We start from the raw sequence: 20,270 nt of genomic DNA, 5'->3' as shown, positions 1-20,270 counted from the left end.
CCTGCAGGACGGTCAACTCGGTTCCGGGTACGTCTCGTAGGCTCATGCGGCCAGTGTCAGGGCCGGCGCACCCTCAGGTAGGCCACCTCGTAGGACATCTCCGTGATCTCCGGGGGCGGCGGCGGGTGGTAGCGGCCCGCGCAGACCGACAGGTTGACGATGAGGGCGGCCCGCCAGCGCCGGCCGACCCCGCGCCGGTCCGCGTAGACCTTGGTGCCGTTCACCCACCACACCACCGACCGGGCGCCGCATTCCACCGCCAGGTCCACCCAGGCGCCCGGGCGGACGATGGCGGCGTTGCGGTAGGAGAGGTGGGAGCCGCCGTGGACGTGGTTGGAGAGTTCCAGCAGGTCGGGGTTGTCCGGGTGGTACTCGAAGACGTCGATCTCCTGATCGCCGTCGCGCCAGGTCCAGATGGCGGGCCAGGCGCCGGTCTGCTCGGGCAGCCGCACCCGGGTCTCCAGCAGGTCGCCGGCCTGCATCAGGAATTCCTCTTCGCTGCCCTCGGTGGTGAGCAGACCGGTGTTCCAGTTGCCGTCGGTACGGCGGGTGGCGCGGAAGACGCCGCTGCGGCTGTACGCGGGATCGGCCACCAGGTGGTCGAGTTTGTCGTCCCTGGGATTGACGGGGCCTCCGTTCGGATAGGCCCAGGACCGGCCGGCCACCCACTGGGTGGTGGAGCCGAAGTCTGCGGTGAATGCCACGGGTGCGGTTGCGGCTTTCGGCCGGCCGGTGATCCGGGCGAGTAGGTCGGTGAGCACGCGGGCCCTCCCTCCACCAGGGGTGTCTCCCCCATCCGGTTCTGCCCGGCGGAGGAGCCGCCCGCCCCTGACGGTGACCCAATGTTGTCAAATCGTCACATGGAGCAATTACTTCCGGCGGATTCGGGGGTTCCGCGGGTGAAGGCGCCGGCCCGGGCGGCTGCCGCCGCCGCCTGCGCCGCCTGTGCGGCGGCAGCTTCGTCCAGGGGCGCCGCGGTGGTCAGCAGCCGGTAGTAGAGGGGGGCGGACACCGCGCGGATCACCTCCTCCGGGTCGGTGCCGGCCGGGAGTTCGCCCCGGTCGACGGCCTGCCGGACACAGGGCGCCCACTCCGCCACCCGGATCGCGTAGAAGCGGTGCAGGGCCTCGGCCGTTCCGGGGTCGGCGGTGGCCGCGGCGATCACCGCCGCGAACAACGCACCCTGGCGGGGGTCCGCGAGCGTGCGGCACACCAGGTCGGCATTGGCGCGGAGGTCCCCGTCGAGGGAGCCCGTCTCCGTGCGCGGCAGGGACTGTTCGGCCATGTCCGCCAGCAGGTCGGCGACCAGGCCGGCGGGTGTTCCCCAGCGGCGGTAGACGGTGGTCTTGCCCACGTCGGCGCGGCGGGCGACCTCGGCGAGGTCGAGCCGGCCGAAGCCGGATTCGGCGAGCAGGTCTCCGGCCGCCTGCAGGACCGCCGCCCGGACCCGCGCCGTCCGTCCGCCGGGCCGCACGGTCCCCGGTTCTGCCTCTCCAGCCACCATAACGGGACTCCTGTTCCATTAATCGTCGATCACTGCTACCGTGAGAGCAGCTTAAGGGGTCGAAAGTTCCATTAACAGTGGAGGTTCGTCATGGAGTACAGGCAGCTCGGTACGTCCGGTCTCATGGTTCCCGCGCTCTCCTTCGGGGCCGGCACCTTCGGCGGCAGCGGGCCGCTCTTCGGCGCGTGGGGCGACACCGGCGCCAAGGAGGCCCGCCGGCTGGTGGACATCAGCCTGGATGCCGGCATCACCCTGTTCGACACGGCGGACGTGTACTCCGCCGGAGCCTCGGAGACCGTGCTGGGCGAGGCGGTGAGGGGGCGGCGCGACCGGGTGCTGCTGTCGACGAAGGCCGGGCTGCCGATGGGCGACGGCCCCGACGCGGCGGGCACCTCCGGGGCGCGGCTGGTCCGCGCGACCGAGGACGCCCTGCGCCGGCTCGGCACCGACCGCATCGACCTCTTCCAGCTGCACGCCTTCGATGCGGCCACCCCGGTCGAAGAGGTGCTGTCCGCACTCGACCGGCTCGTACGGGACGGCAAGATCCGTCATGTCGGGGTCTCCAACTTCGCCGGCTGGCAGCTGATGAAATCCCTCTCCGCAGCCGACCGGCACGGCTATCCGCGCTATGTGGCCCACCAGGTGTACTACTCCCTCATCGGGCGCGACTACGAGTGGGAGCTGATGCCGCTCGGGCACGACCAGGGTGTCGGCGCCCTGGTCTGGAGCCCCCTGGGGTGGGGCCGGCTGACCGGCAAGGTGCGCCGGGGCCGCCCGCTGCCGCCCGGGAGCCGGCTGCACCAGACCGCGGACTACGGGCCCCCGGTGGAGGACGGGTACCTCTACGACGTGGTCGACGCGCTCGATGAGGTGGCCGCGGAAACCGGCCGGACCGTCCCCCAGATCGCCCTCAACTGGCTGCTGCACCGGCCGACGGTGTCCTCCGTGATCATCGGTGCGCGCAACGAGGAGCAGCTGCGCCAGAACCTCGGGGCCGTCGGATGGTCACTGACCGCCGAGCAGACCGCCCGGCTGGATGCGGCGAGCCACCGCCCGGCGCCGTACCCGTACTTCCCGTACGAGCGCCAGGAGGGCTTCGCCCGCCTCAACCCGCCACTGGTCTCCGCCGGGTGACCGGATCGTCCGCAAGGCGGAGGCCGGGCAGCCGGGTCCGCCGAAGGATGCAGTGCCGGCTTCGCCCCGGGCCCGATGTCCCCGCCGCCCGCCGTCCGTAGCGTCGTGACAGGGGACGGAACGGACTCGGGGCGATCTGGAAGGCGGACCCGTCATGACGGACCTGAACCACCTGCTGCGAGAACTGCACCGGCTTGCCGGGCTCCCGCTGGAGCGGGGCGAAACGCTGCCGGCCCGGGCGTACACCGCGCCCGAGTTCCACGCCCGTGAACAGGAACGCATCTTCCGGCGCGACTGGATCTGCGTGGGGCGGGCCGAGGACCTGCCCGGTCCCGGCTCGTATCTCCGGGTCGACGACCTCGGAGTCCCGCTGGTCCTGACCCGCGACGAGGACGGCACCCCCCATGCCCTGTCCCGGGTCTGCCGGCACCGCTTCATGGACGTGCTGCCGCCGGAGACCACCCCGGCACAGGGCACCCTGAAGCGGCTGACCTGCCCGTACCACACCTGGACGTACCGCCTGAACGGCGAGTTCGCCGGCCGGCTCGCCGGGTCGCCGCTGATGCACCGGGTGGAGTTCGACCGGGCCGCGTGCCGGCTGCCCGGCCACCGGGTGGAGGTCTGGAACGGCTTTCTGATGGTGAACCTCGATCCGGACGCCGAACCGCTCGCTCCGCAGCTGTCGGGGCTCGACGAGCGCCTCGCGCCCTACGGGCTCGGCGCGCTGCAGACCGCGTACACCCTGCGCTGGAACGGCGTACCCGCGAACTGGAAGGTGGCGGTGGAGAACGGCTCGGAGAACTACCACCACATGGGCACCCATGCCGCCACCCTGGAGCCGCTTCTGCCGGGCAGGGACACCGTGATCGACACGTGCGACGGCCGCTGGTTCACCATGTACACCCCGTTCGCGGCGGGTGCGGTCGCCGCGGGGGCGGAGTCCCCGCCCGACCCGGCCGCGCTGATTCCCGGCACGGCCGGGGCAGCCGGGGAGGCGGGCATGCTCATCGCGGGGGTGTTCCCGCACCTGGTCATGGCCGTGGTGCCGGACAGTGTGACGGTGCTGCGCTGGCTGCCCACCGGACCGGACCGGCATGATGCCGTCGCCACCGTCCTCACCACGGCCGCCGCCCGTGAACGGCCCGGTTTCGAGGCCTGGGCCGAGGAATCGCGCAGCTCCCTGGAGCTGATCCAGGGCGAGGACCTGGTGGCCGTCCGCGGTGTCCAGCGCGGCCTGGCCACCGACCCGGCTCCGTCCGGGGGCCGCTTCTCCCACCTGGAGCGTCCGCTGTGGCAGTTCCAGCGCTACCTCGACCGCCGCCTGAACGGCCCCGGCCCTGCGGGCACGTGAGCAACCCAACACCCGCACCGGGGCCCGGTCGCCTAGGGTCGACGGAAAGTGACGATCCATCACAGTGAAGGACGACGAGGATGCAGACTGACCACGGGGGACACTGGGACGGCGATGCGCTGGACCTCGACGCCTACCTCGGCCGGCTGGGACACACCGGGCAGCGGACACCGACGCTGGAGGTGCTGCGGGCCCTGCACCGGGCGCATGTGACCTCGATTCCGTTCGAGAACGTGAATGCCGTCCTCGGGATCCCGCTCCCCCTGGACCTGGAGTCCGTCCAGGACAAGCTGGTACGGTCGCGGCGCGGCGGCTACTGCTACGAGCACGTGACCCTGTTCGCGGCGGCTCTGGAGAGGCTGGGCTTCCGGTTCACCGCGCTGATCGGGCGGGTCACCCTCGGGAACGAGAAGATCCTGCCGGCCACCCATGCACTGCTGGCCGTGCAGCCGTCCGACGACGAGCGGACCTGGCTGTGCGACGTCGGATTCGGCGGTGGCCCGCTGGGGCCGGTCGAGCTCGCCGACGGGGCCGAGGCGGATTTCGCGGGCTGGCGGTTCCGGATGGAGCGGCGGGCGAGGGTCCTCGGTGTCGACGAGTGGTGGCTACACCAGTACGGGGCGGACGGCTGGCTCGACCGGCACACGTTCACCCTGCTTCCGCAGTACCCCATCGACTATGTGGTCGGCAGCCATTTCGTGGGCTCGCACCCCCGGTCCCCCTTCGTCAAGCGCCTGTTCGCCCAGCACTTCAGTGCCGACCGGCACCAGCTGATCGACGGGCTGAACTGGATCCAGGTCCTGCCGGACGGCACCCGCAGCGAGCAGAAGCTCGAGGTGACGGACCTCCAGCGGGTGCTGGACGAGGAGTTCGGCATCGAGCTGGACGCCGGGGTGATCGCCCGGCTGCCGGTCGGAACCGACTCCGACTGACCGCGGGCCGCGGGCCGTGGGCGTGCGCCGGGTCAGCGGCTCCGGAGCACGCCCCGGACGAAGGCCGCCTGCCCGGCGTGCTGAAGGTCGTCGGCCACCACGCTGACGAGCCGGACGCCCAGGGTGACCGGCGGGTCCCAGCGCTCGTCGACCACCCGGTCGAGGTCGGCGGCGGCGAGCCCGCGGACGAAGGCCGTCGTACGGTCGTGCACCGCGTCCAGGTAGCCCAGCAGGATGTCGCCGGAGTCCACGCGGACCGAGGCGGCCTCCTGCGGGGTGTGTCCGTATCCGGTCGCGGCTGCGGGGAAGGGCAGGCCGAAGCGCTCCCGCCAGCCCGCGGCCTGCCACAGCTGCTCCTCGCCGGCGGCGTCGGCGATGTGGTCGTCCTGGATCCGGGTCAGGTGCCACACCAGCCAGGCGATCGAATTGGCCTCCGGGCCGGTACGGGCGTGGAGTTCCTCCTCGGAGAGGTTCTCGACCACGTCGTGGACGGCCTCCCGGATGCGCCCGAACGCGTCGGCCAGTACCTCGGTCGCCTTCATTCCGCGTGCCCCGTTCCGTCCGCGCGTAGCCTCGGCCCCATGATGTCCCGGGCGCGGGAGGGCAGGGCAGCGGCGCCCCGTACCGGGGTGCTGCCGGTACCCGGCTTCACCGGTATGGAACAGCGGGATCCGGGGGCCCGTCCGGGTGGCCGGTGCAGCAGCTGTCGCGGAGCATCTGGTGCAGGACCCCTTCCCAGCCGTCCTCGGGTGCGGCGGGTGGACGGGGCGCGGTGCGGGCGCGTTCCGGGGCCCGGCGTTCCGTCAGGGTTCCGCCGCGCAGGGCCGCCCGTACCCGGATCAGGTCGGCGAAATCGGTGAAGGGGTCGCCGTCGACGACGGTGAGATCGGCGATCTTGCCTGGCTCGACCGTGCCGAGCCGGTCCGCCACGCCGAAGACACGGGCCGGGGTGCGGGTGACGGTGGTGAGGGCCTCGGCCGGTGTCATCCCGTACCGGTGCAGCGCGCGCAGGGACAGGTGGAGGTGGAGGCCGACGGGGGTGAGCGGGGCGTCGGTGCCGAGGGCGAGGCGGCCCCCGTCCGCGAGGACGCGCCGGTAGACGGCGACCTCACGTTCGAGGGCGGCTTCCTGCTCGGCCGTCGGCGGGCGGGCCGCGGCGGTCCGTACGGCCGCCACGTCCCAGGGCGGCATCAGGCCCGTGACCCGGGGGTCGGCGGCGGCTGCCGGGTCGGCGCCGAGCAGCGGCAGGGCCGTGAAGGGGGTGGCGACCAGGTCGAACCGGCCGCGCGTGTACACCTCGACGGTGTCCTGGTACGTGTGGCCGGACGGGGTGGCTCCGTGGCCGGACTCGGCGCGTTCGGTGGCCACCAGATGGGTGGTCAGGTCCTGGCCCGCCTGGATGCCGTGGCTGCACAGGTGGGAGCCGGCCGGGACGCCCAGCCGGTCGTGGGCGAAGCGGGCGGCCTCGGCCATGTCGGCGTAGGGCGCGCGGACGTACGTCTTGACGAAGTCCCAGTCCAGTGCGACGGCCCGGGCCAGGGAGCGGGCGAAGCCCTCCCGGGTCCGGTGGGCGCGTCCCATGCTGTAGGCGACGCGGGAGCCGTCGAGGAGCTCGCCGCCGGCCAGCAGGCGGGGTCCGGCCAGCCGGCCGGAGCGGATGTCCTCGCGCAGCCGGGCCTGTTCGTAGCCGGAGCCGCCGAGGGAGACCGCGGTGGTGATGCCGTACGCGAGGTGCAGGGCGCCCTGGCGGGCTCCGTAGGTGTCCGTGTACGGGTGGATGTGGGAGTCCCACAGGCCCGGCAGGACCGTGCCGGTGGAGGCGTCGACGGTGCGGGTGGCGCGGCGGCCCCGCCGGTGGGGTTCCACGGCGGTGATCCGGCCGCCGCTGATGAGGATGTCCACATCGGCGCGGGGCGCTGAGCCGGTGGCGTCCCACAGCAGTCCGGCGTGCACGACCGTGTCGACGGGGGCGGGCCGGCGGTAGGTCAGGGAGACCGGGACGGTGCGGGGGGCGGCGGCCGGTGCCCCGTCGGGGTCGAGGGTGAGCAGGCGCAGCCGGGCGCAGGACTGGTAGAGGAGGGTGCGCGAATCCCCGGACCAGGAGGGGTGATCGGCGGGCTCGTCGGTGAGGCGGCGGGCCGGGCCGGCCGGGGTGCCGTCGGGGGTGACCGGGAGCAGCCAGAGGGCCGATTCGGCGATACAGGCGAGGAAGCGGCCGTCGGGGGACCAGACGGGGCCGGAGGCGTAGCGGTCGGAGAGGGAGGTGTGCGGGGCCAGGGCGTGGAGGCGGGCGGCGCCGGTGGCGGTGTCGACGATCCGGGTGAGGTTGTGGCCTTCGCGGAAGCGGCGGCTGAGCCGGTTGCGGTCGCAGAGGGCGAGGTGGCGGCCGTCGGGGGACCAGCTGGGCGGGCCGGGCAGGCCGCCGCCGCCGAGGGCCGGGACCAGGGGGGTTTCGGTACCGGTGGCGAGGTCGCGGACCGTCAGACGGCCGGTGAGGTCGAGGGCGGCGAGGCGGGTGCCGTCGGGTGAGAGGACCCCGTGGACGCGACCGCCCGGGGCGAGGACGCTGTCCCGGCCGGTGCCGAAGCCGGTGCCCGCAGCCGTGCCCGTGCCGGACAGTTCTGTGCGGCGTACGGCGTTCAGCCCGTCGCGGTCGTCGGTGTAGAGGAGGGCCCGGCCGTCCGGGGTCCACACCGGTCCCTGGAGGTAGGCGGTGGCGGGGGCCTGGACGATCTTCCGCGGGGCTCCCCCGGCTCCCCGGGTGACCGGGGCGATCCAGAGCGCGTTGAGCGCGGCGAAGGCGATGCTGCGGCCGTCGGGCGAGAGGGCGGGCTGGTGGATGCCACGGACCGGGCGGCTGCGTTCCGCTTCGAGGACGTACTCCTTGGGCCGGTAGCGGGGGCGGGGTACGGACAGGGTGGCGTCGAGGGGGATTTCGCGGCCGGTCGCGTCCCGGTGCGGGCGGATCACCCGGAACCGGCCGTCCAGGGTGATCAGCAGCCGGTCGTCGCCGATCCAGCGCGGCGGTGCGGGGGCGAGGTCCCCGTCGAGGGCGACCGGGCGGCCGTCGACGACCAGGGTCAGGCTCTCGGCCTTGCGGGGACCGGGGGCGGCGGACAGCCAGGCGGTCCGGCCGGCCGGGGAGAGCGCCGGACAGAGCAGCCGGCCGGCGGTGGCGGTGTGTTCGGTGCGTACGGTGCGTACGGGCCCGGTGGCATCGGCGCGGCCGGCCGGGTCGGCGGGGACGGAGACCAGGGTCCGGGCGGTGAGGGTGTCCGGGCCCGGGATGAAAGTGCCTCGGACGAACCACACCCGGGAGCCGTCCGGGGACCAGACCGGGTCGTAGTCCTCCCACTCGCCGCTCTGCCCGGGGCCGTTCTGGCCGGGCAGGCCGGTCAGCCGCCGTGGGGGCCCGCCGGTGAGGGGGACGGTCCAGATCCGGTACGGGCTGCCGGCCACCGGATCTCCGCCGCGCTCGGAGCAGAAGGCGAGCCGGCGCCCGTCGGGCGACCAGGCGGGGGCGCGGTGGTCGAAGGGGCCGTCGGTGAGCCTGCGCAGACCGGTGCCGTCCGCGTCCATCACCCAGATGTGGAAGGCGCCGCCGCGGTAGGCGGACATCGCGACCCGGCGGCCGTCCGGGGAGAACACCGGACGGCCGGGCTCCAGGTCGGGCGGGGTGAGCGGGGTGGCGGGCGAGCCGTCCGGGGGCAGTGACCAGAGGATGTTCTGCACCTCGGCGACGAACCGGTCCCCGGTGGCGGTGGCGGTCGCCGCGCCATTGGTGGCCCGGGTGAACCGCAGGCTCACCAGGTCTTCGGCCGGCTGCGGGCCGGAGCCTTCGGCCATCGCCGGGGGCCGGCCGAGCAGGGCCGCCAGGGCACCGGCCGAGGCCGCCTGTAGAACCGTCCTGCGCGCAACCCGCACCCCGACCACTCGCCTTCGTGTCTGGACGATCTCCGCCAGCCACCCAAACGATCACGCGATGCGCCGGTCACGGCTGAGGTCAAGGCGGCCCCCCGCACCACGAGCCTGCGCGCCGTCAGACGGACCGGCGGAGCCACCGGGGCCGCAAGGCCGCGTACGGTATCGGGGCCGAAGCGTTATCGTTCCGGGCCTGACCTGCGGTCCTGCTGCCGGTACGGTTCTGCGCCATGCCCGCCAGACGATTCCCCGCCTTCCCCGCGCTGACCGCCCTCCTGGCCGTCGCCGCGCTCGCCGGCTGTGCCCCGCAGGCGGGCGGCTCCCCGAGCCCCGCCTCCCCCTCTGCTCCTGCCTCCGCCACCGCGCTGTCCGGCGCAGCTGCGGCCACGGCTACGGCCACGGCCACGGCTACGGCCACGGCGGTGCCCTCGTCCGCGGCGCCGTCGCCCGTGGCCGCGCAGCCGAAGCCGGCGGCCCCGTCCCCGAGCCTGGTCACTCCGAAGGCGCCGGCACCCGCGCCCGCGACCCGGCTCGCCCTGTCGGTGTCGGCCCCCGGCGGGCAGCTCTCCCTGGTCCGCGGCGGCCCCGCCCAGGAGTTCGGCATCACCCTGCGCAACGGCAACACCCGGGCGTACGGGCACCTGCTGCTCGCCTTCCAGATGGAGATCCTGCTGGGCCGGGCGGGCGATGTGCCCGCCTCGGGGGACGAATTCCTCCTGGAGCGCAGGGACCCCGCCACCGGTGCCTGGCGTACGGTCCCCCTCCGCATCGCCAACGACGTCCTGCCGGCCGCAGTGCTCCAGGGCGGCACTCCGCTCGCCCGGGACGCCGTACGCACCGAACGGTTCCGGCTGCGCGCGCTCGCCACCGGTGCCACCGGGAGCACGCCGCTGATGGTGACCCTGGTGGACACCGACAGCGACAGCCGGGTCGGCTCGCTCTCCCTGCCCCACACCACCACGCGGCGCTAGCCGCGCCGGCAGCCCTCCGGGCGGGTCACGGCCACAGGAGGTCGCGGGTCCAGGTGCCGGCGGGGGTCCGGCGGTAGCGGAGGCGGACGTGGCGGCGGGTGGCGGCGCCCTGGAAGAACTCGGCCTCGGCGGCCTGGAGGACGTACCGCGTCCAGGTGGGTGCGGGGGCGTCCGGCTCGGTGCCGGCCCGCTCCCAGGCGGCGACCGAAGCCCGCTCCAGCTCCTCGGCAGAGCCGAGCACTTCGCTCTGGCGCCCGGTGAGGGCCGCCGCGAGCGCCCCGCGGGTGCGGACGGCCAGGTCGGCCCGGCTCTCCTCGGGGCCGGCGGCGGACACCCGTCCCCGGATGCGCACCTGCCGGCCGACGGCGGGCCAGTAGAAGAGGAGGGCGGCATCGGGGCGGTCCGCGAGCTGGCGGCCCTTGGTGCTGGTGGAGTGCGAGGCGAAGTGCCAGCCGCGCTCGTCGGCGTCGTGCAGCATCAGGATGCGTACGTCGGGCCGCCCCTCGGCATCCGCGGTGGCCAGGCCCATGGTGTGCGGCTCGGTCTGTCCGGCCCGGGCGGCGTGGACGAACCATTCCCGGAACAGCGGCAGCGGCTCGGCGGGGGCCGCGGCGGTGTCGAAGGCGGGGAGCTCGGTGTCCCACACGCGCAGGGAGTGCAGGGTCTCGTGGAAGTCGCGGGTGCCGTCAGTGCTCATGGGGGCCATGGAACACCATGGGCCACCGCCTGCCGCTGGCCGGGCCGGGCGGGCTGAGCCGGGCCGAGCGGGCTGCCGCGGGGCGGGCGGGGCGGACCGCGTCAGGCGGCGGCCGTGGTCCTCGCGAGGCCGTCCACCACGTCGGACAGCCGGCCGTGGCGCCGGAACGCCTCGCGCTGGCGGGCCGCGCCGGTGCCGGTGGTGCGGAGCCGGTCGAGGAGTCCGGCGACGCGGGCGAGGTCGCCGGCCGCCTCCAGGCCCGGTGCCGCCCGGACAAGGAGCCGGTCGACCAGATGCCAGGCGGGCACGTGCAGGCCGGTGGCCAGGTCCAGGCCGGCGCCTTCCAGCCCGTGCCGGGCCGCCTGCCGGTGGGCCGCGCACAGCAGCTCGCACGGCGGAACCGGCGGCGGGCCGCCCCGGTCGGCCTCCGGGAGCAGGGCCGTGGCCAGGCCCCGGACCAGGGCCGCCAGCAATACGGTCACTTCGATGTCGGCGTTGCTGTCGGCGACCCGGATCTCCACCGTCGGTACGTGCTCGGAGGGCCGGGCGTACCAGTAGATCATCGCCCGGTCGAGCAGCGTTCCGCCGCGGACGAGGGCGTTCGCGAGGCGTTCGTAGGAGTCCTCGTCCAGAACGGGGGCCGGACCCACGGTCGGCCAGCGGGCATGATCGACGGCCCGCCGGCTCGCGTACCCCGTGTCCCTCCCCCGGCTGTACGGCGAGTTGGCGGCGATGGACTGGAGCACGGGCAGCCAGGGCCGGAGGTGGTTGGCGAGGGCCAGGGCCTGGGCGCGGCAGGTGACGCCGATGTGGACGTGGCAGCCGCACACCACCCGGTCGCGGGCGCCGAGGACGGCGGCGTAGCGGGTGCTCATGCGCTGGTAGCGGGCACCCTCGGTGACGGTCAGGGGGCCGTCCGATGGGATCACGGCCGTTCCCGAGGCGACGAGGAGACAGTCCTCACCGGCCGCGGCGGCGCGGAGCACGGCCCGGTTGCGGGCCAGCTCCTCCCGTATCGCGGTGAGGCTGGCGGTCGGGGCGGTACAGGCTTCCACCTGGACGGTGAAGAACTCCCGCTGCACCTGCATGCCGAGCAGCGGCCGGGCGGCGTCGATGACGCGGGGTGCACGGCCGGCCGGGGCGCGGCTGCGGCGGTCCACCAACAGGAACTCTTCCTCCACACCCATGGTGAGCTGTGGGGTGGCGGGCCGGGTGAGGGCCTGCTCCACGGCTCCCCGCTGGGGAGCGGTCAGGGCCATCCGGGGCTCCTCTCGGGGGACGGCAGCCGGGTGCCGGCCTGCGCTGCGTCGGCTGGGCAGGAGGCGGATACCCCGCCCGCGCCGCCTCATCCGTCCCGGCCGGCGCTTCGGAGGATCCGACGGCGGCGGGAAGGGGGCGGGAAGGGGGCGGGGCGGCGGCGGGGCGGGGGCGGGGCGGCGGAACGCCGTCGTCCGGCGTGTCGCCGGCGCCGTCGGCCGGTCGGCGGCGGGCGACGGTGCATGCTCGGGTCATGCGTCCGATCACCGCCGTCGTGCTGCCGGCCCTGCGGGCCGGGGGACTGCTGTCCGCGGCGGGGGCGCCCGTACCGGCCGCCTGTACATCGTCGGCATCGAAGCCGGGAGGCAGACATGAACCGGGCCGCGCTCTTCGATGTCGACGGGACCCTCGCCGACACCAATCACCTGCACGTCACATGCTGGTGGGAAGCGTTCCGCCAGGCCGGCCACAAGGTGGCGATGCACGACATCCACCGGGCGATCGGCCTGCCCGGGGCGGATCTGCTCGCCCATCTGCTCGGCGACGACCGCGACACCGGCGGGGACGACCGGCTGAGCACCGCGCACGACGTCCTCTACGGCGCGTATTTCGACCGGCTGCCGGCCCTGGACTCGGCCGGCGCACTGCTGCGCGAACTGGACCGGCGGGGCTGGCGGGTCGTGCTCGTCACCTCCGCGGGGGAAGCGGAGCTGGCGGCCCTGCGGAAGGCCATCGACGCCGACGAGGCCATCACCGCGACGGCCAGCGCCGATGACGTGAGCGAGGGGAAACCGGCCCCTGAGCCGGTGCTGCACGCCCTCGAGCTGGCCGGTGCGCCCGCGGCCGGCGCCGTGTTCGTCGGGGACACGGTGTGGGACATGAAGGCGGGCACCCGGGCCGGGGTCACCTGCGTGGGCCTGCTCAGCGGCGGTATTCCGCAGGCCGATCTCGAGGCGGCCGGAGCCGGGACCGTGTACCGGGACCCGGCCGAACTGCTCCGCCGGCTCGACGGGAGCCCGTTCGGCACGGCGTAGCGCAGGGACGTCACGGTGGCATGACATCGCGTCAGGATTGGTCTGGACCTTGACAGGTTCAGACCATTCTCGCTTGAGTGGGGAGACGTTGCCGCCCCCACGGCAACTCCCCCCACCCAAGGAGCTGTTACGTGATACGCGTACGCGCACTACGCCGCCGCGCCCTCGCCCTGGCCGCCACCGGTGCAGCGGTCGCCGGCCTGTCCGTCGTCCTCCCGGCGAACTCCGCCGCAGCCGCCGCCTGTACGGCCGCCTGGTCCTCGTCCTCCGTGTACACCGGCGGCATGACCGCCTCGCACAACGGCCACAACTGGAAGGCCAAGTGGTGGACCCAGGGCGAGACGCCGGGGACCACCGGAGAGTGGGGTGTCTGGGCGGACCAGGGCAGCTGCGGCAGTGGCGGCGGAACGGACCCGGACCCCGGCAACCCGTCCGGATTCGTGGTGAGCGAGGCCCAGTTCAACCAGATGTTCCCGAACCGGAACCCCTTCTACACCTACAACGGCCTGGTCTCGGCGCTCTCCGCCTACCCCGGCTTCGCCAAGACCGGCGACGACACCACCAAGCGCCGGGAGGCCGCGGCCTTCCTCGCCAACGTGTCCCACGAGACGGGCGGCCTGGTCCACATCGTCGAGCAGAACACCGCCAACTACCCCCACTACTGCGATGCCACCCAGCCCTACGGCTGCCCGGCCGGCCAGGCCGCGTACTACGGCCGCGGTCCCATCCAGCTCAGCTGGAACTTCAACTACAAGGCGGCCGGTGACGCCCTGGGCATCAACCTGCTCGCCAACCCCTACCTGGTGGAGCAGGATCCGGCCATCGCCATGAAGACGGCCCTGTGGTACTGGAACACGCAGAACGGGCCGGGCACGATGACCGCGCACGCGGCCATGGTCAACGGCGCGGGCTTCGGCGAGACCATCCGTTCCATCAACGGCGCCCTGGAGTGCAACGGCGGCAACCCCGCGCAGGTGCAGAGCCGGGTCACCAAGTACCAGCAGTTCACCCAGCTGCTGGGGGTCACCCCGGGCAACAACCTGACCTGCTGACGGCTTCACCGCCGGCCGTGCCCGGAGGGCCGGTGCACACCCCGTGGGTGTGCACCGGCCCTCCGGCTTTCCCGGGCCGGGCAACCGAATCCGGGAATGTGGTGGTCAAGTGGGCGAGGGGGTGTGTGATGCAAGCCGAGCAAGAAGCTCAGTTCCAGTCCTTCGTCAGCGCACGATGGACTCATCTGGTACGGACGGCGTACCTGCTGACGGGCAATCCGCACGATGCGGAGGACCTGACCCAGACCGCACTGGCGAAGGCCTACCGGTCCTGGCGCCGGGTGTGGCGCAGCGACAACCCGGAGGCGTATGTCCGCCGGATGCTGGTCACCTGCAACAGCGACCGCTTCCGCAAGCGGCGGGTCGCCGAGCGGCTGACGGCCACCCCGCCGGACACGTCCGCAGGCGACTCCGGCGTGGCCTGGGCCGAGGAGCGGAACGCACTGATGACCGCGCTGGCCGAGCTCCCGGCCCGGCAGCGGGCCGTGGTGGTCCTGCGGTACTGGGAGGACCTCTCGGAGGCCGAGGTCGCCGACGCCCTGGGGTGTTCCCCGGGCACGGTCAAGAGCCAGGCCTCCAAGGCGCTGGCGAAACTGCGCGCCCATCCCGGGCTGGCGCAGCTGGTGGAGGGACCGGTCCGTACGACGACGACACGGCAGGGGGCAGCATGATGACGGGGCAGAACGAACACGAGCGGGCATTCGAGGACGATCACGGCTTCGAGGCGAGCCTGCGGGACCTGATGGCCCAGGACGCACGATCGGTACGGCCCGTCGGCGCTCCGTACCCGGACATCGTGAAGCAGGGGCGGCTGGAGCGGCGCCGCCGGCTGGCGGTCGCGGGCGCGGCGCTGGCCGTGCTGACCCTCGTACCGGCGGGGGCGTTCGCGTTCTCCGGGAGCGGCGACGCGGCAGAGGGGGACTCGGTGGCGGGACCGTCCCGGCCCGGCGGCGGAGACCGGCCGGTCCGGCCGGTCGACTCCCCCGACGCGCCACCGCCGGCCGCCGGCCCCGCCGGCCCGGCGACCCCCGGCCAGCTGGCCGACGGGATCACCATGAAGGACGCGGTCACGGGACTGGAGAAGTGCCTGGCCTACAACCTGACCCACCCGGCGGGCAGCGGCGCGCCGGACCTCGGCAAGCCGGAGGACTACCGGATCATCCTCGCGCACCGGGCCACCGGCAACGACAACACCCCGGGTGACGGTCAGTACATCGTCGCGGTCAAGGCCGAACCGAAGGAGACCCGGCTGATCTGCACCGTCAAGAAGGACGACAACGTCGGGATCAACAGCTCCGTCGGCGGGGACCGGACCCCCGACAGCGGCGCCGTGGTTCCCGATGTGAACGGCGGGAAGCTGTTCCTGCAGCGGCTGAGCTCCGAAGGCCCCTGGAGGCTGCCCTACCGCTGGGGCAGCATCGGCACCGTCGACGACCGGGTCGCCAAGGTGACCGTCAGCTACGGCGGCACCACCGTCGAGGCGGCCCTGGACCACGGCTGGTTCGCCGCCACCGGAATCCTGGAGCGCAGGGTCACCGCAGCCCCGCGGATCAAGGGGTTCGACGCCCAGGGCAAGGAGGTCTACGACTCGGACAAGGACAGGAGCTACGACAAGCAGATCCCCTGATCCCCTGATGCCGTGAGGGGGAAGCGGGCAGGCCGGGCCTGCCCGCTGGGGGTGGTGCGGGTGCCGGGTGTCAGCAGGCGTCGGCCCAGCTGTGCGAGGAGGCGCGGTCGTTCCAGCCGTCCGGCATACTGCTCCAGTAGACGCCGTTGGGCAGGCAGACAAAGGAGCCGCGACGGCTGATGTTCTCGTAGAAGAGGACGTCCTCGTAACTGCCCGAGTAGCCGTCGTTCTTGGCGGAGGACACCTTGTCGTTCATGTCGCCGCAGCCGGTGTTGTAACGGTAGTCGCTGTCGTCTCCGCTCCAGCGACAGCCGGCGCCACCGGCACCGGTGTGCTCCCACACGTACAGGTGGCCGTCGGCGGCGACGGCGACGGCGGCCGGCAGGGTGGCGGTGAGTACGGCGGAGACGGCGAGCGTCGCCGCGGCAAGGGTCTTCTTCATTCGGAACATGACGGTTTGATTCCTTTCATGTCACGCCGAGGGCAGGTCTGCCCCGGCGAGGATCCGGTGCGCCCTGGGAAGGGCGGAGCGCTGCAGTCGCAGCCGGGTGGCGATCTGGGCGCCGTAGCGGTGACGGACCTCGGCCCCGTACTGCTCGTCGAGGGCGTCCGCGGTCTTCGCCAGGCCCGAGTCGCGGGCGCATTCGGCCTCGGCGACCGCCAGGCGGATCTCGGCGGTCCGGGCCCGGGCCGGCGGCAGGCCCCGGACGAGGGCGGCCAGGGCCTGCCGGGACTCGTGCGGGCCGGCCAGCCGGTGGCCCAGCCCGGCCATACAGCGGGCCCAGGCGGCCTCGGCCTGCCGGAACCGCCGGTCCTCCCGCACCCTGGGTACGTACAGCGGTGCCAGGTTGGCCACGACGAGGCGGGCGCTGAACCAGCTCCGCAGGTCGCCGTACAGGTTGCGCTGGGCGCCCGCGGTGCAGCCGCTGTCGCTGGCGGACGCGACTCCGCCACCGGGCATGCCGACCGACAGGCCGACGGGCCGCGCACCGTTCAGGGCGGCGAGTGCGGCCTTGCGGCGCTCGGGGGGCAGGCTGCGGAAGTAGCGGGCGTTGGGGTCGGCGTCCTTCCGGGCGGCGATCCTGCGCTCCTGTTCCAGGCCGTAGCCGTGCGACCGGGCCCATGCGATGTCATCGACCACGTACCGGAACCTGCGGGTGCCGGGCTCCGGCTCGGGCCCGGGCTCCACATAGGCGAAGTGCTGTGCGCGCAGACAGCGGCCGATGAGCACCTGCTCGGCCCGTTCCAGGGTGTGCAGCTCGGCGGTGGTCAGGTCCGGTCCGGCCGCATCGGCCGCACGGTCGGTACCGCTGGTGCCGGGCTTGTCGGTGGCGCCGGGCTTGTCGGCAACACAGCCGGTGGCCGTGAGCAGCACGGCCACCAGCAGGGTGACCAGCACGGACAGGCCGGCGGGTCGCCCTCGTCGAGTCGGTGGTGGCATGTTCCCTCCCCTTCGGAACCCGGCCGGGACGCCCACAGGCTGCCCCAAGATCGTCGGGCGGGACACGGGACATCCCTGCCGAAACGTTGGTTCCTCGCCCGGGAGAGTGGCTGGCGATGACTCCGGCTGACGTGAGGGGGCCTGGGGCTCCGGGCCTTCGGGGTGTACCCGTTTGACCGCCCGTCAGACGGCCCACAGCCCGGTCGCCGGTCATGATCGGCGCTCCTACGCTGAGCCGCGTACGGCACCGAACGGGGCCCGGCAGCCGGCCGGGGAACCTTCGACGAACTGCCGACTCCCCCGCCGAAAGGTTCCTGCTGCCATGCCCGAAACCGCCCCGTCCCCGCTCTCGGCCCCACGGCGCCGGCTCCGGCGCCGCCGAGGCCGCCGGTCGGCCGCCCTGCTGCTCGTCGGGGGCCTGCTCGGCCTGTACGGGTTCACCGCCCCGGCCGTCGCCACGCCGAAGCCGAAGCCTGTCGCGCCTGCCGCCGCCCCGGCTGCCGTGGCCGCTGCCGCCGCTGCCGTCGGTGACATCACCGAGTTCGGCGTCCCCGACCCGAACGGCTTCCCGAGCGGAATCACCGCCGGCCCCGACGGCAACATGTGGTTCACCGAGAACGGCTCCGACAAGATCGGGCGGATCACCCCGGCGGGTGTGGTCGACGCGGAGTTCCCGGTGCTGACCCCGGGCAGCTTCCCGTTCGACATCGTGACGGGATCGGACGGGAACCTGTGGTTCACCTCGCCCAACACCAACCGGATCGGCCGGATCACCCCGACGGGCCAGGTCAGGGAGTTCCCGCTCCCCGTGGCGGACAGTTTCCCGTGGGGCATCACGGCGGGACCCGACGGCAATCTGTGGTTCGCCGAGCTCGGGGCCAACCGGGTGGGGCGGATCACCCCGGACGGGGTGATCACCGACTTCACGCTGCCCCAGGAGGACAGCGTCCCGTACCGGATCACCGCCGGCCCCGACGGCAATGTGTGGTTCACCGAGCTCTTCGCCAACCGGATCGGGCGGATCACCCCGGACGGAAAGGTCAAGGAGTTCACGCTGCCCAACCCGGACAGCGCCCCGGACAGCATCACCACGGGTCCGGACGGGAAACTGTGGTTCTCTGAGCCGGGCTTCAACGCGATCGGCCGGATCACCCCTTCCTCCGGGCTGATCGAGCACTTCCCGCTGACCACCACCAACAGCGGGCCGATCGGCATCGCCCCCGGGCCGGACGGCAACGTGTGGTTCGTCGAATCCAACATCAACAAGGTCGGCCGGATCACTCCCGCGGGTGTGATCACCGAATATCCGCTGCCCAACCCCAACCCGCCGTTCGACGCGGCGTTCCACATCGCCCCGGGCCCCGACGGGAACATGTGGTACACCGAGATCAGCGCCAACCTCATCGGCCGGGTGGAGGTCGGCGGCGCCGCCGCGGAGGTGGCGGTCTCCCTCGCCGCCCCGGACACCGGGCGCTCGGGCCGCCCGTACACGTACTCCGTCACGGTCGCCAACCACGGGCTGTCCGCCGCCTCGAATGTGATCCTGACCCTGAACAAGCCGGTCACCCTGCCCGTCACCGGGTCCTCGCCGCGGGCCAACCGGACCGATCCGACCCGCCTGACCTGGAACCTCGGCACACTGGCGGCCGGCCGGCAACGGACCTTCCAGGTCACCGTGCGGGCCACGGTGCCGGGCCGGAACACGGCGACCGCGAGGGTGGCGTCCTCGACCTTCGATCCGGCCCCCGGCAACAACGTGTCCGTCGCCACCACCCGCGTCACCGCGCTCTGACGGCAGCCCTCCGACGGCCGGCCGCCGGCATCCCGCCCCCGCCCCGCCCCGCCCCGCCCCGGGGTCTACCAGTGCCCCGGGGCGGGCCCGGTGACGGGCTCCGAGGGCCGGCCGTCCACCCCGACCGGGACCTCTCCGGCGAGCATCACCCGGTGCATGATCCGGGGCTGCCGGAGATGGGCGGTGTCGCCCGGCGCGAGGTGGATGGTGGCACGGTTGTCCCAGAAGGCCACGCTGCCCGGCTCCCAGCGGAACCGGACCGTGTACTCGGGCCGGGTCGCCTGCTCCAGCAGCATCTGGAGCACCGGGGCGCTCTCCGTCCGCGACAGCTCGGTGATCCGCTCGATGTAGTAGCCGTTGACGGACAGCAGCCGCTCGCCCGTCTCCGGGTGCACCCGCACCAGCGGGTGCACCGAGGCGGTCTGGTGCTCCAGCAGATGACGGACGTACGCGTCCTCACCCACCCGCGGCTGGTAGCCGACACCGAGCCGGTGCTCGGCGCGCAGGCCGTCCACGAAGGCGCGGACCGGGGCCGAGAGGCCGGCGTACGCAGCCGCCAGATTGGACCAGGTCGTGTCCCCGCCGTACTCCGGCACGGCTTCGGCGCGCAGGATGGTCGCGGCCGGCGGATCGATCCGGGCCCCGTGGTCGCAGTGCCAGCCGCGCAGCAGCGAATGGCGGCGGCGCTCCAGCCATTCGGCATGCTCCATGCCGTAACGGCCGCCCAGTTCCAGCCGGTCGGCGGTGGTCTCGACCTCGGGGTGGTCCCCGGGTGAGGCGCTGCCGCGGGATCCGAGCGTGACGGGGGTGCCGAAGCGGCGGGCGCAGGCGACGTGCGCGGCGTGGTCAAGGCGCTGGTCGCGGAAGAACACCACCTTCCAGCGCTGTACGGCCGCCCGGATCTCCGCGACCACCGCGTCCTCGCCCAGGTCGTGGGCCAGGTCGACGCCGGTGATCTCGGCTCCGATGTGCCCGGCGACCGGATGTACCCCGAGTTTCATGCGTGCTCCGTTGATCGTGGCTCCACCTGGGGTTCAGTCTGCTCCAGGTCGCTCATCGGATGACCGAATGGCCTGAAATAGACTGACCCGATGACCGAATCCTCTTTGCCCGCCTGCCCCGAGTGCTCCGGCACATACGCCTACGAGATGGGTGCGCTGCTCGTCTGCCCGGAATGCGGCCACGAGTGGTCACCGGCTGCGGCTGCGGCTGCCTCCGGCTCTGTTGAGGCCGCCGGCGGCGAGCGGGTGGTCCGGGACGCGGTCGGCAATGTGCTCGCCGACGGCGACACGGTGACGGTGATCAAGGGCTTGAAGGTCAAGGGCAGCCCGGCCGGCATCAAGGCAGGCACCAAGGTGCGCAACATCCGTCTCGTGGACGGGGTGGACGGTCACGACATCGACTGCCGGGTGGAGGGCTTCGGACCGATGCAGCTGAAGTCGAGCGTGGTGCGGAAGGCCTGACGGGAAGCCTGACGGGAGGCCCGGGCCGGGCGGTCTCCGATAGCACCCGGGCCCCGGGGTGCGGGTCGGCCGATCGGATGACCCCGGGGTCGGT

The 20,270-nt window shown here is 73.4% G+C and carries 19 protein-coding genes; 10 read left to right on the top strand and 9 right to left on the bottom strand.

Annotated elements, in window-relative coordinates:
- Positions 1-56 precede the first annotated feature (56 nt).
- Together DEJ50_RS31530 and DEJ50_RS31525 are read right to left on the bottom strand one after the other, a co-directional pair.
- Positions 57-761 carry a beta-glucanase gene (locus DEJ50_RS31530; protein WP_411757653.1) on the bottom strand — a complete coding sequence of 235 codons (705 nt, stop codon included), beginning with the start codon at positions 759-761 and terminating at the stop codon, positions 57-59.
- A 95-nt stretch (positions 762-856) separates the two neighbouring features.
- On the bottom strand, positions 857-1,504 hold the full coding sequence (locus DEJ50_RS31525) for a TetR/AcrR family transcriptional regulator (protein WP_190344805.1): 648 nt from the start codon (positions 1,502-1,504) through the stop codon (positions 857-859).
- A gap of 90 nt (positions 1,505-1,594) precedes the next feature.
- Here DEJ50_RS31525 and DEJ50_RS31520 point away from each other — a divergent pair, with 90 nt between their 5' ends.
- The 3 genes from DEJ50_RS31520 to DEJ50_RS31510 all read left to right on the top strand — a co-directional run bounded on the left by DEJ50_RS31520 (position 1,595) and on the right by DEJ50_RS31510 (position 4,921).
- The gene (locus DEJ50_RS31520) at positions 1,595-2,638 is read left to right on the top strand and encodes an aldo/keto reductase (RefSeq protein ID WP_150211455.1); all 1,044 of its coding nucleotides are present in this window, start codon (positions 1,595-1,597) and stop codon (positions 2,636-2,638) included.
- A gap of 154 nt (positions 2,639-2,792) precedes the next feature.
- Complete coding sequence (locus DEJ50_RS31515) at positions 2,793-3,989, top strand: aromatic ring-hydroxylating oxygenase subunit alpha (RefSeq protein ID WP_150211454.1); 1,197 nt, start codon at positions 2,793-2,795, stop codon at positions 3,987-3,989.
- Between the two features lie 80 nt (positions 3,990-4,069).
- Positions 4,070-4,921, top strand: coding sequence for an arylamine N-acetyltransferase family protein (locus tag DEJ50_RS31510; protein ID WP_150211453.1), 852 nt, complete (start codon positions 4,070-4,072; stop codon positions 4,919-4,921).
- A 32-nt stretch (positions 4,922-4,953) separates the two neighbouring features.
- Here the strand turns inward: DEJ50_RS31510 and DEJ50_RS31505 are convergent, their stop codons facing one another.
- Both DEJ50_RS31505 and DEJ50_RS31500 read right to left on the bottom strand, forming a co-directional pair.
- Positions 4,954-5,463 (bottom strand): mycothiol transferase, encoded by a 510-nt coding sequence (locus DEJ50_RS31505; protein WP_150211452.1) that lies wholly within the window; start codon positions 5,461-5,463, stop codon positions 4,954-4,956.
- 106 nt (positions 5,464-5,569) lie between these two features.
- Positions 5,570-8,767 carry an amidohydrolase family protein gene (locus tag DEJ50_RS31500; protein WP_150212482.1) on the bottom strand — a complete coding sequence of 1,066 codons (3,198 nt, stop codon included), beginning with the start codon at positions 8,765-8,767 and terminating at the stop codon, positions 5,570-5,572.
- A gap of 305 nt (positions 8,768-9,072) precedes the next feature.
- Between DEJ50_RS31500 and DEJ50_RS31495 the strand changes: the two genes are divergently transcribed.
- The gene (locus DEJ50_RS31495) at positions 9,073-9,813 is read left to right on the top strand and encodes a hypothetical protein (RefSeq protein WP_150211451.1); all 741 of its coding nucleotides are present in this window, start codon (positions 9,073-9,075) and stop codon (positions 9,811-9,813) included.
- Positions 9,814-9,838: 25 nt separating this feature from the next.
- On the opposite strand, the gene DEJ50_RS31490 is transcribed toward DEJ50_RS31495, so the two are convergent.
- A complete protein-coding gene (locus DEJ50_RS31490) occupies positions 9,839-10,519 on the bottom strand; it encodes a pyridoxal 5'-phosphate synthase (protein WP_190344803.1) in 681 nt (226 codons plus the stop codon).
- A 92-nt stretch (positions 10,520-10,611) separates the two neighbouring features.
- The gene (locus tag DEJ50_RS31485) at positions 10,612-11,769 is read right to left on the bottom strand and encodes a glutamate--cysteine ligase (protein ID WP_150211449.1); all 1,158 of its coding nucleotides are present in this window, start codon (positions 11,767-11,769) and stop codon (positions 10,612-10,614) included.
- Positions 11,770-12,138: 369 nt separating this feature from the next.
- Here DEJ50_RS31485 and DEJ50_RS31480 point away from each other — a divergent pair, with 369 nt between their 5' ends.
- The 4 genes from DEJ50_RS31480 (at position 12,139) to DEJ50_RS31465 (ending at position 15,480) form a co-directional block, all read left to right on the top strand.
- Entirely contained in the window at positions 12,139-12,801 is a 663-nt protein-coding gene (locus DEJ50_RS31480; protein WP_150211448.1) for an HAD family hydrolase, read from the top strand.
- Between the two features lie 131 nt (positions 12,802-12,932).
- Positions 12,933-13,853, top strand: coding sequence for a glycoside hydrolase family 19 protein (locus DEJ50_RS31475; RefSeq protein ID WP_411757652.1), 921 nt, complete (start codon positions 12,933-12,935; stop codon positions 13,851-13,853).
- A 128-nt stretch (positions 13,854-13,981) separates the two neighbouring features.
- Entirely contained in the window at positions 13,982-14,524 is a 543-nt protein-coding gene (locus DEJ50_RS31470) for a SigE family RNA polymerase sigma factor (RefSeq protein WP_150211447.1), read from the top strand.
- Positions 14,521-15,480, top strand: coding sequence for a hypothetical protein (locus tag DEJ50_RS31465; protein WP_317852574.1), 960 nt, complete (start codon positions 14,521-14,523; stop codon positions 15,478-15,480). The genes DEJ50_RS31470 and DEJ50_RS31465 overlap by 4 nt, the downstream gene beginning before the upstream one ends.
- A 70-nt stretch (positions 15,481-15,550) precedes the next feature.
- Here the strand turns inward: DEJ50_RS31465 and DEJ50_RS31460 are convergent, their stop codons facing one another.
- The gene (locus DEJ50_RS31460; protein ID WP_150211446.1) at positions 15,551-15,931 is read right to left on the bottom strand and encodes a peptidase inhibitor family I36 protein; all 381 of its coding nucleotides are present in this window, start codon (positions 15,929-15,931) and stop codon (positions 15,551-15,553) included.
- Positions 15,932-15,952: 21 nt separating this feature from the next.
- Positions 15,953-16,921 carry a hypothetical protein gene (locus DEJ50_RS31455; protein ID WP_150211445.1) on the bottom strand — a complete coding sequence of 323 codons (969 nt, stop codon included), beginning with the start codon at positions 16,919-16,921 and terminating at the stop codon, positions 15,953-15,955.
- A gap of 322 nt (positions 16,922-17,243) precedes the next feature.
- Here DEJ50_RS31455 and DEJ50_RS31450 point away from each other — a divergent pair, with 322 nt between their 5' ends.
- Positions 17,244-18,713: a DUF11 domain-containing protein gene (locus tag DEJ50_RS31450; protein WP_150211444.1), complete on the top strand. Its 1,470-nt coding sequence runs from the start codon at positions 17,244-17,246 to the stop codon at positions 18,711-18,713.
- Between the two features lie 65 nt (positions 18,714-18,778).
- On the opposite strand, the gene DEJ50_RS31445 is transcribed toward DEJ50_RS31450, so the two are convergent.
- Positions 18,779-19,714, bottom strand: a complete 936-nt coding sequence (locus DEJ50_RS31445) for a TauD/TfdA dioxygenase family protein (RefSeq protein ID WP_150211443.1) — start codon at positions 19,712-19,714, stop codon at positions 18,779-18,781.
- A 90-nt stretch (positions 19,715-19,804) separates the two neighbouring features.
- Between DEJ50_RS31445 and DEJ50_RS31440 the strand changes: the two genes are divergently transcribed.
- Positions 19,805-20,176 (top strand): zinc ribbon domain-containing protein YjdM, encoded by a 372-nt coding sequence (locus DEJ50_RS31440; protein ID WP_150211442.1) that lies wholly within the window; start codon positions 19,805-19,807, stop codon positions 20,174-20,176.
- The last annotated feature ends 94 nt before the right edge of the window (positions 20,177-20,270 follow it).

Source organism: Streptomyces venezuelae, from assembly GCF_008642295.1.
GTDB lineage: Bacteria > Actinomycetota > Actinomycetes > Streptomycetales > Streptomycetaceae > Streptomyces > Streptomyces venezuelae_C.
The sequence above is the reverse complement of the archived record's forward strand: the minus strand, read 5'-3'. Positions and strand labels throughout refer to the sequence as shown.

Coding starts and splice junctions, on each gene's coding strand:
- DEJ50_RS31445 (WP_150211443.1), bottom strand. CDS start 19,714: ATGAAACTCGGGGTACATCCGGTCGCCGGGCACATCGGAGCCGAGATC.
- DEJ50_RS31470 (WP_150211447.1), top strand. CDS start 13,982: ATGCAAGCCGAGCAAGAAGCTCAGTTCCAGTCCTTCGTCAGCGCACGA.
- DEJ50_RS31525 (WP_190344805.1), bottom strand. CDS start 1,504: ATGGTGGCTGGAGAGGCAGAACCGGGGACCGTGCGGCCCGGCGGACGG.
- DEJ50_RS31440 (WP_150211442.1), top strand. CDS start 19,805: ATGACCGAATCCTCTTTGCCCGCCTGCCCCGAGTGCTCCGGCACATAC.
- DEJ50_RS31500 (WP_150212482.1), bottom strand. CDS start 8,767: ATGGCCGAAGGCTCCGGCCCGCAGCCGGCCGAAGACCTGGTGAGCCTG.
- DEJ50_RS31505 (WP_150211452.1), bottom strand. CDS start 5,463: ATGAAGGCGACCGAGGTACTGGCCGACGCGTTCGGGCGCATCCGGGAG.
- DEJ50_RS31455 (WP_150211445.1), bottom strand. CDS start 16,921: ATGCCACCACCGACTCGACGAGGGCGACCCGCCGGCCTGTCCGTGCTG.
- DEJ50_RS31465 (WP_317852574.1), top strand. CDS start 14,521: ATGATGACGGGGCAGAACGAACACGAGCGGGCATTCGAGGACGATCAC.
- DEJ50_RS31520 (WP_150211455.1), top strand. CDS start 1,595: ATGGAGTACAGGCAGCTCGGTACGTCCGGTCTCATGGTTCCCGCGCTC.
- DEJ50_RS31485 (WP_150211449.1), bottom strand. CDS start 11,769: ATGGCCCTGACCGCTCCCCAGCGGGGAGCCGTGGAGCAGGCCCTCACC.
- DEJ50_RS31490 (WP_190344803.1), bottom strand. CDS start 10,519: ATGGCCCCCATGAGCACTGACGGCACCCGCGACTTCCACGAGACCCTG.
- DEJ50_RS31450 (WP_150211444.1), top strand. CDS start 17,244: ATGCCCGAAACCGCCCCGTCCCCGCTCTCGGCCCCACGGCGCCGGCTC.
- DEJ50_RS31495 (WP_150211451.1), top strand. CDS start 9,073: ATGCCCGCCAGACGATTCCCCGCCTTCCCCGCGCTGACCGCCCTCCTG.
- DEJ50_RS31510 (WP_150211453.1), top strand. CDS start 4,070: ATGCAGACTGACCACGGGGGACACTGGGACGGCGATGCGCTGGACCTC.
- DEJ50_RS31480 (WP_150211448.1), top strand. CDS start 12,139: ATGAACCGGGCCGCGCTCTTCGATGTCGACGGGACCCTCGCCGACACC.
- DEJ50_RS31515 (WP_150211454.1), top strand. CDS start 2,793: ATGACGGACCTGAACCACCTGCTGCGAGAACTGCACCGGCTTGCCGGG.
- DEJ50_RS31460 (WP_150211446.1), bottom strand. CDS start 15,931: ATGTTCCGAATGAAGAAGACCCTTGCCGCGGCGACGCTCGCCGTCTCC.